The organism is Aquirufa sp. ROCK2-A2 (assembly GCF_054558485.1).
Window position 1 is genome coordinate 65,784 of the sequence record NZ_JBPXKA010000011.1, and the last position, 13,888, is coordinate 79,671.

Below are 13,888 nucleotides of genomic sequence, written 5' to 3' on the forward strand. Positions count from 1 at the left end.
ATAATTTTGCTATTTTTTTGTTTTAATTTAGGATTCTCTGTGTGATTCAATTCATGCAGTGCTGAAAATTCTAAACCTATAAACGATTGTTCTTATGCTAAAATTATCATTTAGCCTGATTTATGTTGTCCTTTTCTTTTGGGGAATTTCTTTTGTTAATCATCCTAATTCAAAAGAGGGGAACCATCAAATCGTCACCATTGATACGTTGTCAAATGCCTCTGCTTGGCCCAATGATGCGATTGAAGTCAAGAATTTTGTGAGTGCTGATATTAGTCCAAGTCCTGCTTGCCTAGCCGTTGCAGCTACCGGAGAGGTATATGTTGGTATCGATCAAATCGGTTCTTTGGGTAAGACTCCGGCAAAAGGGTATATCTTAAAATTGGTCGACAACAACAATGATGGCCGAGTAGATACCCATACCAAATTTGCTATGGTGGATAATCCAAGAGGAATTATTTCACTTGGCGACCAATTGTTTGTTTTACATACCGTTTTTTCCAAAGAAACAGGGAAAGCAGACGGGATGGATTTGGTGGTTTTTGAAGATAAAAACAAGGATGGATTAGCTGATGGGCCATCCAAACCGTTGATTGAACACATCAGTTCCAAAAAGTTTTTACAAAGTAGAGGAACCGATCATTCCACCAATGGTATTCGAATGGGAATTGATGGTTGGATTTATATTGCCGCAGGCGATTTTGGTTTTCACGATGCCATTGACCGATCTGGTACCAAATTAACCATGTTAGGAGGAGGGATTGTGCGTGTTCGTCCAGATGGTACAGAAATGGAAGTTTATACGCATGGAACTCGTAATATTTATGATGTAGCGATTGATCCACTCATGAATATTTTTACTCGAGACAATACCAATGATGGAGGTGGCTGGAATATTCGATTTAGTCATCATATACAATCTGGTGAATATGGTTACCCTCTTTTATTTAAACACTTTACGGAAGAAATATTACCTGCTTTAGTGGATGTGGGTGGAGGCTCCGGAACAGGATCTCTTTTTATGGATGAACCTACGTGGCCTGCTAAATATAATCAAGTACCTATGATGGCCGATTGGGGAAATAGTGTATTGTATATTCACAGAGTTCAACCAGACGGTGCGAGTTACACCCAAAAGGATGAGCCTTTTATTAAACTGAAGCAAATAACCGATTTGGATGTAGATGGTTCTGGCCGATTATACTTGGCCGCTTGGGACGGTGCTGGCTATTCGGGTAGTCCAAGCAAAGGTTTCGTAGTGAAGGCAGTACCTAAAGGTTGGACCTATCAAGCTTTCCCCAATGTTCAAAATTTGAATATAGAGGAATTAGGTAAATTATTGTCATCGAACAGTGCTGTCGCTAGATTAACAGCTCAACAAGAATTATTAAAGAGAGATAAAAAGGAAGTTTCAGAACTTTCGTGGAAACTAGCCAGCCATAAATTAGCCTCCCAAGCCGCACGTTCGGCAGGTATTTATACCTTCGCTCAGGTCGTTGGAGAAAAGGAATTACTGAAATTATTGACTTTGTTGAACGACAAAAATGTCAAAGAATTAGTCATCCGTGCTTTGGCCGATAGAAAAACAAAAAGTAAGTTGGTCCCGATAGAGCCCTTTGTTCAAGCACTAAATGATCCTTCTCCTCGGATTCGAGTAGCAGCAACGATTGCATTAGGCCGTTTGGGTAAAAAAGAAGCCATTGCATCCTTGTTGAAAGTAAAAGTGCCATCGAGTTTTGTGGCTCCTCCTAAAGAAAAAGAAGGGCCTCATTCCACACCAAATTCAGGAATTATTCCAGCACACGTGGCAGTTCAAGCTTTGGTTAAATTAAATGCGGTCAATGAATGCGTCAATTCGATTGGTGGCCCAAATTCTACTTTAGCACTCTGGGTTTTACGTTATATGCATCAAGAAAAAGCGGTCAAAGGTTTAATTGGCGCTTATTCCAAAACAAAAAATAGCAACTTGAAAAAACAAATTTTAGCCAATTTGGCTAGGTTGTATAAAAAAGAAACGCCTTATGCTGGGGAATGGTGGTGGAGCACCAAACCCAATGGTCATGGACCCTATTATAAAACTACGAATTGGGAGCAGAGTGATAACATAAAGACTTTCTTCTTGCAACAATTTGCCAAAGCATCAGAAGAAGATAAATCCTATTTTGCGGATTTGAATGAAAAAAATCAAATGGATTTGGCTGAATTAGGAACCAGTGATCAAGGATTGGCCACCGATGAACCGAAAGTGGATTTGGCTAGTATTCGAAACAAAAAGGGTCAAATTGGGAATTCATCTATCGAGGATATCATGTTGGCCATGGCTCAAATGAAAGGGAATTCTACCCTAGGTAGATCCTTATTTACCAAACAAGGTTGCGTAGTTTGCCATAGTTTAAAGAGTGGAGAACCTTTAAAAGGGCCATTTATGGGACAAATTGGCGGAATCATGAGTAGAGAACAAATTGCAGAATCCATCCTAAAGCCGAATGCCTCTATTTCACAAGGTTTTGCCACGGTCATGATTACCACCAAAGATAAAAAAGAATATATGGGATTTGTGACAGCAGAATCGGCGGATCGAATTGTCATGAGAGATATTACTGGACAAATTAGTACGATTCGTGTAGCTGATATTCGCTCTAGAAAAGAAATGGAAACTTCTATGATGCCTGATGGTTTGACGAATCAGCTTTCATATGAAGAATTTGCGTCTTTAATTACTTTTTTATCGGAACAGAAAAAATAAATACATGAGGATTCCCTTGGATGAAATGGTGCAAACCATTCAAAAAGCATTTGAATTGGCAGGATTAAATGCTGAAAAAGCCAAAAAATGTGCCAAAATTCATGCGGAATCTAGTCGAGATGGAGTGTATTCTCATGGCCTTAATCGAGTGGCGCGCTTCATTGATTATATCCAACAAGGCTGGATACAATTGGAAGCGGAACCCAGTTTGGAAATCAATTTGGGAGCCATTGAAATTTATCAGGGTAATTTAGCTCCTGGAGTCCTAAATGCTTCGTTTGCAATGGACCGAGCGACGGAAATCGCAGTTCAGTTTGGCATTGGATTGGTAGCTATGAACCATACCAATCATTGGATGAGAGGCGGAACCTATGGTTGGCAAGCGGCAGATAAAGGATTTATTGGTATCTGTTGGACAAACACGGAATCCTGTATGCCGTCTTGGGGTTCTTTGACAAACAATATTGGGAATAATCCATTTGTCATAGCTATTCCAAGAAAGGAAGGGCATGTGGTTTTGGACATGGCAATGTCACTTTATTCCTATGGGAAATTGGAGGTAACCAGGCAAAAAGGGCAGCAATTGCCATACCCAGGTGGATTTGACCAACAAGGTAATTTGACCGTTGAGCCTTCTGAAATAGAACTTACTCGACGTATTTTGCCCACAGGCTATTGGAAAGGTTCAAGTTTGGCCATCATGTTGGATTTGTTGGCAGGAATTCTTTCCAAAGGAAAAACCACCGCTGAAATTGATCAGTTCGGCAAAGGAAATAGTGTAGGATTAAGTCAAGTTTTTATCGCAATTGATCCTTTGAAGATGGTGGATCAACCATTTATTGATCAGGCATTGATGGCTACCATTGAACAATTAAGAAATTCCACATCAGTAGAAGAATCGGGGGAGGTACTTTATCCCGGTGAGAGGTCTTTGCGAACTCGGATGGAAAATTTACAAAGCGGTATTCCTGTAGATGAACAAGTTTGGCAAAATGTACGAAAATTGGCTGGACTTGTTTGAAAATTCATCCTTTTCCACCAATTTGTACTTCAAACCCAATTTGAATGAAAAAATATTTTTCACTTGTCTTTCTTCTATTTGCTATGCCTTCATTTGCGCAAGACGCACCCCAATTAGATTTTTTTTGTGAATTAAAGGTCAAACTAGATCCGGCCTTAGTTGTTGGAGAAACAGCCCATGGCATTCGGCGAATAATTCCGATCATTGGGGGAACGGTCGAAGGACCCAAAGTGAAAGGAGAAATCATTTCCGGCGGAGCTGATTGGCAGGTACTGCGCAAGGATGGAGTGATGGAGTTAGAAGCGCATTATCAATTTAAAACAGATGATGGAGTGATTATTTATGTCAAAAATGTGGGCCTTCGTGCAGCCACTCCCGAAGTCGCAGCCCGTTTAGCAAAAGGCGAAAAAGTACCAGCCAGCGACTATTATTTTCGAGCTGTACCCAAATTTGAAGCACCCATTGGAAATTATGATTGGATCAATAATTCCCTTTTCGTTTGTACAGGTGAACGATTACCGGATGCGGTGTTAATCCGAGTTTGGAAAGTCCTTTAGAATAAATAGAACTATGAAACCATTACAATACCTTATCATCCTTGTTTGTTTTTTATGCAACATGCTGGATGGAATGGATGTACTTATTATATCTTTTACCGCTCCCGCTATTGCGGAGGCTTGGAAAATCTCCCCAGCCAATTTAGGAATTGTTTTTAGTTCTGGACTTTTGGGAATGACCGTCGGGGCCATATTTTTAGCTCCTTTGGCCGATCGATTTGGCCGAAAACCAATGATGCTTTTTGCAGCTTTGTTGATGGGGATCTGCATTTATGCTACCTCCTTTGCCACAGATATCAATTCTTTGATGATTTTTCGGATTGTTAGCGGATTGGGTATAGGTACCATGATGGCTAGCACTGCGGCATTAACTGCCGAATATACACCACATGCGAGTAGAGATTTTTGGGTGAGTACGGTGGTGGCTGGTTATCCAGTTGGGGCGGTATTAACTGGCTTGTTTTCCGCCAATATCATCAAAGATGATGGATGGCAAAGGATGTTTGAGTTGGCCGGTATGGCCACTTTTTTGGTATTGCCCATCATTTATTTTTTCTTAAAAGAATCTCAAGAATTTAGAGTTCAAGCAAAACCAGAAGATGCGGCGCTTAGCTCTTTGTTTGAAAAAGATTTCAAGTGGGGGACTTTACAATTGTGGACTGCTTTGTTTCTTTCTTTTACAACCTTGTATTTCTTAATGAATTGGATTCCGAAATTGGCTAGCAATGCGGGCTTATCCATGGAATTAGCCATTTATTCGGGGACTATTTTTAATCTAGGGGCTATTGTGGGAATACCCATTCAAGGCTATTTTTCCAGCAAATTCGGCTTAAAGAAAACCATTGGAACTCTATTGATTATAACGGCTGTCTTTTTAGCTATGTTTGGGTTATTCAAAGGTTCCAATTTGATTTTAGCCATTCTCTTTTTATTGGGATTTGGTGTGCAAGGAAGTTTTGTGGGCTTATATGCTGTTGCCGCCAGAATGTATCCAACAGCCTTTCGGACAACAGGCGTTGGCTGGGCCATTGGCATGGGTAGATTAGGTGGAATCTTAGGGCCCATACTAGGTGGTTTTTTGGTTAGCCTAGGTTTAGGGATGTCCGAAAGCTTTATCTTCTTCGCTATTCCCTCCATTTTGGCAGGAATAATAACCTTAAAAATTACCGCTAAAACGATTTCCTAACATGCGTCAACATAATTTTTTTCCCGGTCCAGCTACTTTACCTTTCTCTGTTTTGGAGGAAGCGAGTGAAGGATTGAAGGACTACCAAGGATTGGGAGTTTCCATCGCAGAAATTAGTCATCGATCACCCATTTTTACCGATTTACTGGACGAAGCAAATGCATTGGTCAGAAGTTTATACGGATTGTCTGATGAATATGAAGTGCTTTGGTTGCCTGGTGGCGCCTCTACGCAGTTGACCTTGGCGCCAATGAATCTAACCGAGCGCGAAGATAAAATTGCCTTTGTTGATACTGGATTTTGGGCACAAAGGTCATTTGATGCGGCAGCCAATGAATCGCAAGCCTTCTTTTTGGACTCTTCAAAGTCAACTAATTACGACTCTATTCCCAAAGATTGGACAGATCTTCAAGGAGCCAAATACCTTCATGTCGTTTCCAATGAGACGATTGATGGGACTCAATACCATGAATTTCCAGAAATCGATATACCGATTGTGGCGGACATGACCTCTGATTTTCTTACAAGGCCTTTGCCTTTGGAAAAGTTTGGATTGATTTTTGCATCTGCTCAAAAGAATTTTGGCATTGCTGGTATTACTTGTTTGATCATTGATACCAAATTTTTGCCCAAAAACCGACAAAGAAATGTGCCAAAATTATTCGATTATCGTACCCAAATAGCCGAAAATTCGCTTTATCATACAATTCCTACTTTTCCTGTATATGTAGCTTTATTGATGTTGCGCTGGATCAAAGCACATGGTGGATTATCTGAAATGCAGCGTTTAAGCCAAATAAAATCAAGCATGATTTACAACGAAATCGACCGAAATCCTTTGTTCAATGCATGGGTTCAGCCAGAAGATCGCTCTTTGATGAATCCTTGTTTCAAGGGATTAAATCAAGAAATTGATCAAGCATTATTAACCTATTTGGAACAAAATGAAGTCATAGGCATAAAAGGATTCCCAACCAAAGGAGGCTTTAGAGCATCTATTTACAACGGGCAATCATTGGAAAGTGTGAAACATTTAGTTGAATTATTACAATCATTTAAGTTTTAAAAAATGAAAGTTATTATTGCCGGTGGTGGTATTGGTGGATTGGTAACAGCCTTGAGATTGCATCAAGAAGGCTTTGAGGTGAAAGTATTTGAATCGGTGGAAGAGGTCAAACCATTGGGAGTAGGCATTAATTTGTTACCTCATTCGGTTCGGGTATTGACCAATATTGGTTTATTAGACAAAGTAACTGCCATTGCCGTGGAAACCAAAGAATTGATTTATGCCAATCGTTTTGGTCAATTTTTTTGGTCTGAACCTAGAGGCAAATTTGCTGGATATCGTTGGCCTCAATTTTCAATCCATCGCGGAAAATTCCAAGTTTTACTTTGGGAAGAAACGCTCCAAACAATTGGGGCAGAAAATATAAAAAGCAATTGTCATTTGAGTGCTTTTGAGGAAAAAGGAGATAAGGTTATTGCCACTTTTGTCAATAAGGAATCTGGTGAAGTAATCGTAAGTGAAGAAGGGGATGTGTTAATTGGAGCGGATGGGATTAACTCAGTGGTTCGAAAAATATTGTATCCAAATGAAGGAGGAGTGGTTTTTTCTGGTAATATTTTATACCGTGGAACTGCACTAATGAAGCCTTATCAATCGGGGGCATCCATGGCAATGATTGGATCCATGAAGCAAAAAATGGTGATTTACCCAATCGGTGAAAAAGATGAAAATGGGTTTCAATTAATCAATTGGGTAGCGAATTTGAAAGAATCCGAAGGTGCGAAATTGACGGTCCGAGATTGGAATCGACAAGTGGGGAAAGAGAAATTATTGGATTTGTATAAGACTTGGAAATTTGATTGGATAGACGTTCCAAGCATGATCGAAAAAACGGACGCTGGTATATTTGAATTCCCGATGTCGGATCGAAATCCTTTGGATAAATGGTCTTTTGGTCGAGTTACGTTATTGGGAGACGCCGCTCATCCGATGTATCCCATTGGTTCCAATGGTGCTTCTCAAGCTATTTTAGATGCTGATGCTTTGGCAAAAGCGTTGATTTCAGAAAAAGATGTTGTTCATGCTTTGATCAATTATGATAAAGAACGTGTGCCCGCATCGGCCAATGTAGTTTTGCAAAACAGACAAAAGGGTCCTGATTTTATCATGGATTTAATGGAAGATCGGTTTCCAGAGGGCTTTGATTCAGTAGAAATTCCACATGATGAATTGGCGGAGGTTATGAACCATTACAAACAAGTGGCAGGATTTGATATGCAAACTTTAAATTTACAAAAATGAAGAAAATAGTATTTCTTGGGCTTTTTACTTTATTGACTTTTGGGGTTTTTGCTCAACAAACGGTTCGACTTTATTCAGGAAAAGCGCCTGGTTCTGAGCAATGGGATTGGGCAGAAAAGTCCATCAAAATGCCTCAATCGACGATGGCCTATAACGTAGTTGATCCAGAAATCATTATTTATCAAGTACCCAAAGAGAAAGCTAGTGGTGCAGCTATGATTGTGGCTCCGGGTGGAGCTTTTCATATTTTATCGATGGATAGCGAGGGTCATCAAGTAGCTAAATGGTTGAATGAGCAAGGAATTACGGCCATTGTATTGAAATATCGCTTGGTCAGAAGTTTAACTGATAATCCATTTGCGGAATTAATGCCTTTGATGAGTGATTTTAAAAAGTTAGATGAAATCAATGCTCCTGTGGTTGAAATGGCCAAAAATGATGGAATTGCAGCTATGAAATACGTGAAAAAGCATGCAAAAGATTGGGGTGTAGACCCTTTGAAAATTGGATTTATGGGATTTTCTGCGGGAGGGACCGTAACAATGTCAGTAATGATGAGTGCTCCTCAAGATTTGAAACCAAATTTCATAGCTCCTATTTATTTATATAATCAAGCGGTGGTAGGAACCGAAATGCCTGATCATTCAACACCTATTTTTATCGCAGTCGCGAGTGATGACCAGTTGAAATTTGTACCTCAAAGCATGGGATTATATAGTAAATGGATGGAAAAGCATCCTGCCGAATTGCATATTTATGAAAAGGGGGGACATGGTTTTGGAATGAATAAACAGCAAACATCTTCGGATCATTGGGTGAGTGATTTTAGAAATTGGTTAACGATCAGAGGGTATACAAAATTACCTTGACCTTTCATTTGGAAGAATGAATTAACATTTGAAAATGATATATTTACACATCTAAACTAAACAAAATGAAATTATTAATGACTTGCTTGATGGGCTTAATGATGAGCCTCACGAGTGTTGCACAAGATGCTTATCACATCATTCCTAAGCCAGAAAAATTAACCGTTGGTAGCGGTAAATTTATATTTCAAAAAAACACCTCCATTAGTGTTTTGACAACCGATGCGGAAATTAGCTCTGTTGCCCAAATGTTAGCCGATCAAATTGCTTCTTCAAATGGTTTGCAAATTGTTCCAAAGAGCGTAAGTTCAAGTTCCAAAGGTGTGGTATTTGTTCAAAATAGTCAATTAGCCGAAGAGGGATACCGTTTATTGGTATCGCCTAAAAAAATTGAAATACAATCGAAAACGGGGAAAGGTGCCTTTTATGCTTTGCAATCTTTGTTTCAATTAATGCCTCCTCAGATATTTTCCAAAGAAAAATCAGCTTTTGAATTAAGCGCCTTGGCTTGTCAAATTGAAGATGCCCCTCGATTTGGTTATCGAGGAATGATGTTGGATGTAGGGCGCTATTACTTTCCGGTTACTTTTATCAAACGCTTTTTGGATTTAATGGCGGTGTATAAGTTGAATACCTTTCATTGGCATCTAACAGAGGATCAAGGTTGGAGAATTGAGATAAAAAAATATCCTCTTTTGACGCAAATTAGTTCGATTAGAAAAGAAACGATGTTGGGCCATTATCGGGATCAAAAATATGATAAAACCCCTTACGGAGGTTATTATACCCAAGAGGAAATTAAGGAGGTTGTCGCTTATGCTTCCAAAAAATTCATCAATATCATCCCAGAAATTGAAATGCCAGGTCATTCGCAGGCTGTTTTAGCTGCTTATCCACAATTTGGTTGTAACCCAGATAAAATTTATCAAGTAGCGACTAAATGGGGAGTTTCCGATGATGTTCTTTGTCCAAGAGAAGAAACATTTACATTTTTGGAAAATGTATTAACGGAAGTAATGGCTTTATTTCCAGGACAATACATTCATATTGGTGGAGATGAGTGCCCGAAAAAACAATGGCAAGAGAGTCGTTTTTGTCAAGATTTGATTAAGAAATTAGGATTAAAAGATGAGCATGAATTACAAAGTTATTTCATTCGTCGAATTGACAAATTTGTTACTTCCAAAGGCAAAAAATTATTAGGATGGGATGAAATCTTGGAAGGCGGACTTTCGCCGAATGCCATGGTAATGTCTTGGAGAGGAACCAAAGGTGGAATAGAAGCGGCTAAACAACGTCATGATGTAGTAATGTCGCCAAACAGTTATTTCTATTTGGATTATTACCAAGCAGATCCTAAAACCCAACCTTTAGCCATCGGAGGTTTGTTACCATTGTCGAAATGCTATTCTTTTGAACCTGATTTGCCAGAATTAACAGCAGAGGAGGCTAAACACATAGTGGGAGTTCAAGCCAACATTTGGACGGAATATATCAGTCGACCTGATTATGCCGAGTACATGACCTATCCAAGAGGATTAGCCTTGGCTGAAGTGAATTGGTCAAGCAAACAAAATAGAAATTACGAAGATTTCTTAAAACGCTTGAAAGCGCATTTACCTGCCATGGATGCCTTGAAAATTAATTATTGTAAGGAAGGTTTTTAGGTAATAGGAAAAAGGTAATAGGTAAAAGATTATAGTGATTAGGTAGTGGTTTTTGGAATTTTTAAATTACCTATTACCTATCAATGCCATTTATTGGTTAATTTATTTTCTATGGCATTTCTTTTTTTTAGAAAAAAAGAAACAAAAAAACTTAAATTCTCCCCGTTAATCCAAGACGAATCCGCAAGCGGCGCGATTTTCGCTTTGCTATCGGCTATTTTCTTTGACTCTGACGCACATACCCCATGCGCATTGTCAAAGACCCGCCTAACGCTTCGCTCAAATCTTTCGTCGGATTAACCGCAAGTTCCTTTATAAGTTCTAAAATAGAATTAATAGATTTATCTCAGCACGGTTCCTGAGCCTGTCACAGGAAATTTCAACCCTTAATTCGCATTATTACCAATTAACTTTTACCTAATACCTATTACCTTTTACCTATTACCTTTTACCTAATACCTAATACCTATTACCTATTACCTATTACCTGAAATTTGTAATTCCTCCCTGAATTATCTATTATTGTGTAAAATTGATACAATAAAATACTATGAAAATTTTAAAACCTATTATGGCAGTAGCCATTGCCTTTTCCACCATGTTTGATTCACAAGCACAACTTTCAAAAAACACTTATTCCCTTGATGTTCAAGTCAAGACCAAAAATGGAGTTTTAGAAGGAGAGTTCGATACTCGGTCTAAAGTAGCAAGTTTCAAAGGTATTCCATTTGCATTACCTCCTGTAGGTGATTTACGTTGGAAGGCACCACAAGAACCCAAATCATGGTCAGGAGTTTTACAAGCCAAGCAATTTGGACCTAAAGCTGTTCAAACGCCTATTTTTGGGGATATGGGTTTCCGAAGTAATGGGATGAGCGAAGATTGTTTGTATCTGAATGTTTGGTCGCCAAATCCAAAAGAAGGTGCCAAATTACCTGTTTTGGTGTATTTCTTCGGCGGTGGATTCATGGCTGGGGATGGTTCTGAACCGAGATACGATGGTGAAGCAATGGCGAAAAAAGGAATTGTTTCTGTCACAATCAATTACCGTTTGAATGTGTTTGGTTTCTTTTCTCATCCAGAGTTAACTCAGGAGTCCCCGAATAAAGCATCTGGCAATTATGGTTTGATGGACATGACGGCTGCTTTGAAATGGGTGAAAGCCAATATTGCTGCTTTTGGTGGTGATCCGGATCATGTGACTATTGCTGGGGAGTCGGCGGGTTCTATCGCTGTGAGTGCTCAAATGGCTACTCCATTATCCAAAGGATTATTTCATGCTGCGATTGGAGAATCAGGCGGTTGGTTTTCAGGAATTTTGGGAGGAAATACTCTTTCTTCTTCTGAAAAAGAAGGTGTCGAATGGGCGACAAAAATTGGGGCCAAATCGCTTAAAGAATTACGTGCTTTATCCACCTATGAGTTATATCAAAAAATGGTTGATTCGAAAAAATTGGGCTTTTCAATGAATATTGATGGGTATTTTATGCCGAAAACGGCTAGAGAGATTTTTGAAGCTGGCCAACAAGCACAAGTACCTTTGTTGTTGGGTTGGAATTCAGAGGAAATGAATTACAAAGCTATTTCGAAAGGTCAAGCGATCACTAAGGAAAATTATCCGGGAATTATTAAAGAGCTATACAAAGAGAAAGCCGATCAAGTATTGCAATTGTACCCAGGGAACACGCAAGAGGAAGCTGAACAATCGGCAACGGATTTGGCAGGGGATCGTTTCTTAGGATATACTACTTGGAAATGGTTTGATTTACATAGAAAACATAGTCAACAAGCTATTTACCGTTATTATTTTGCGCGTCCTCGCCCAGACATGATTCAAAAAGATGTGGAGGCCGCTTTAGCAGGAGGAGTAGTGAAAAGAGACCCCAATGCACCTAAAGCACCTAAACCCAAAGGGGCAGTTCACTCTGCAGAAATTGAATATGCTTTAGGTAATTTACCGTCCAATTTAGTTTATGATTGGAATGCAGACGACTATAAAGTGTCGAAAGAAATGCAAGAATATTTTGCGAATTTTATCAAAAAGTATGACCCCAATGGAGGTAGTTTACCAACTTGGTCACCCGCTAAAAATGAAGCTCAACCGGATGTGATGATTTTAGATGCACCTTCTAAATTAATTAAATCGACAACAGAGGCTAGGTATGAGTTTATAGATAAAAATTAATTGTATAGGGGAGCTGGCTCCCCTATTTATGTATTCAAATGAAAAAATTGCTTAAAATTATTGCTTGGACAGTCTTGGTCCTAATTGTAGCTTTGGTAGGCTTTATGGCTACATTTTTCTATAAAGTAAAAAATGGTTTTCCGGTTTCTTATGAGACAGAAAAACCCACTTTGGCTTTGCCTACTAATAAATCGGCCATCTTATTGTTTTCCAAAACGACTGGTTTTAGACATTGGGAATCGATTGAAGCTTCTATTCCTAGATTAAGGGAAGTTGCAGAAAAAAATAATTGGTTCATTTATGAAACAGAGGATGGAGGAGTGTTTAATGAAGAGCAATTGAAACAATTTAAGGTGGTTGTTTTTAATAACTCAACGGGTAGGGTGCTTAATGAGGAACAACAAAAAGCATTGCAATCATACGTTCTTCAAGGAGGAGCGTTGATGGGTATACATGGAGCTGGAGACAATTCACACCATGCTTGGGAATGGTATATGAATGATTTCTTGGGTGCTGAATTCTCACATCACCCCTTAGACCCTCAATTTCAGAAAGCTGAAGTAAAATTGGAATCAGGAGTAGATTCTTTATTTGATAAGAATTTATCTAAATCTTGGGTAAATACCGACGAATGGTATGTCTTTTTTCAACAACCCAAAGGAGCCAAAGTTTTATATTACATAGATGGAGATAAAATTATTCCGAATGGGAATATTTTGTGGACCAAAGATAAAAACTTTGGGATGGGTAAATATCATCCGGTGGCTTGGTACCGACAAATGGGTAAAGGGAAAGCATTTTATACATCCATGGGTCATTCAAAAGATGTATGGTCAAATCCAGATTATTTAAAATTGATTGAAAACGGTATAAATTGGAGTATAAAATAATTGAAAATGAATTTACCTATCCGTCATGCTGGTTTATTAAACTTTAAATCGACCGTTTCCGAGCAAACCAAATTCGATTTCTTTTTGGCATTGAAAGCATTAGCTGAAATCCCAGGTGTAGAGAATTTGGAAATATCGAAGCAAATAAGTTCCAAAAATCAATATGAATATGGCTTTTCCATGGTTTTTGAGTCGCAAGAAATATATGATGCTTATTCTTGTCATCCTAAACATGATACTTTTGTTCAAACTTGGTGGATTCCCAATGTGGAGGAATTTATGGAGATAGATACGGTTGTGTTTTAGGTAAAAGGTAAAAGGTAATAGGTAAAAGGTAATAGGTATGTACTTGCCTGAATTTGGTTGTCACTTTTCTTTCAACTTTCAGGTTTATTTAGTTTAAAGTTAATAATTTATTTCTTGGTTGTTCGGGATTAATAGGTTTTAATTGAAGGCAAT

The 13,888-nt window shown here is 38.7% G+C and carries 11 protein-coding genes; all 11 read left to right on the forward strand.

The features are described 5' to 3' along the window. The first annotated feature begins 94 nt into the window (after nucleotides 1–94). A complete protein-coding gene (locus V7S76_RS12340; RefSeq protein ID WP_459510432.1) occupies nucleotides 95–2,746 on the forward strand; it encodes a DUF7133 domain-containing protein in 2,652 nt (883 codons plus the stop codon). A 4-nt stretch (nucleotides 2,747–2,750) separates the two neighbouring features. Further along, the gene (gene yiaK, locus V7S76_RS12345) at nucleotides 2,751–3,767 is read left to right on the forward strand and encodes a 3-dehydro-L-gulonate 2-dehydrogenase (protein WP_459510433.1); all 1,017 of its coding nucleotides are present in this window, start codon (nucleotides 2,751–2,753) and stop codon (nucleotides 3,765–3,767) included. Nucleotides 3,768–3,811: 44 nt separating this feature from the next. After that, nucleotides 3,812–4,324 (forward strand): DUF3237 domain-containing protein, encoded by a 513-nt coding sequence (locus V7S76_RS12350; RefSeq protein ID WP_459510434.1) that lies wholly within the window; start codon nucleotides 3,812–3,814, stop codon nucleotides 4,322–4,324. 13 nt (nucleotides 4,325–4,337) lie between these two features. Then, nucleotides 4,338–5,510, forward strand: coding sequence for an MFS transporter (locus tag V7S76_RS12355; protein WP_459510435.1), 1,173 nt, complete (start codon nucleotides 4,338–4,340; stop codon nucleotides 5,508–5,510). A gap of 1 nt (nucleotide 5,511) precedes the next feature. After that, nucleotides 5,512–6,576 (forward strand): 3-phosphoserine/phosphohydroxythreonine transaminase, encoded by a 1,065-nt coding sequence (gene serC / locus V7S76_RS12360; protein ID WP_459510436.1) that lies wholly within the window; start codon nucleotides 5,512–5,514, stop codon nucleotides 6,574–6,576. Nucleotides 6,577–6,579: 3 nt separating this feature from the next. Further along, on the forward strand, nucleotides 6,580–7,818 hold the full coding sequence (locus tag V7S76_RS12365) for a flavin-dependent oxidoreductase (protein WP_459510437.1): 1,239 nt from the start codon (nucleotides 6,580–6,582) through the stop codon (nucleotides 7,816–7,818). Further along, entirely contained in the window at nucleotides 7,815–8,687 is an 873-nt protein-coding gene (locus V7S76_RS12370; RefSeq protein WP_459510438.1) for an alpha/beta hydrolase, read from the forward strand. The genes V7S76_RS12365 and V7S76_RS12370 overlap by 4 nt, the downstream gene beginning before the upstream one ends. Nucleotides 8,688–8,752: 65 nt before the next feature. After that, on the forward strand, nucleotides 8,753–10,354 hold the full coding sequence (locus tag V7S76_RS12375) for a beta-N-acetylhexosaminidase (RefSeq protein WP_459510439.1): 1,602 nt from the start codon (nucleotides 8,753–8,755) through the stop codon (nucleotides 10,352–10,354). 550 nt (nucleotides 10,355–10,904) lie between these two features. Continuing rightward, on the forward strand, nucleotides 10,905–12,539 hold the full coding sequence (locus V7S76_RS12380) for a carboxylesterase/lipase family protein (protein WP_459510440.1): 1,635 nt from the start codon (nucleotides 10,905–10,907) through the stop codon (nucleotides 12,537–12,539). Between the two features lie 38 nt (nucleotides 12,540–12,577). Next, nucleotides 12,578–13,429 (forward strand): ThuA domain-containing protein, encoded by an 852-nt coding sequence (locus V7S76_RS12385; RefSeq protein ID WP_459510441.1) that lies wholly within the window; start codon nucleotides 12,578–12,580, stop codon nucleotides 13,427–13,429. A 6-nt stretch (nucleotides 13,430–13,435) separates the two neighbouring features. Further along, nucleotides 13,436–13,735: a Dabb family protein gene (locus tag V7S76_RS12390; RefSeq protein WP_459510442.1), complete on the forward strand. Its 300-nt coding sequence runs from the start codon at nucleotides 13,436–13,438 to the stop codon at nucleotides 13,733–13,735. Nucleotides 13,736–13,888: the final 153 nt, after the last annotated feature.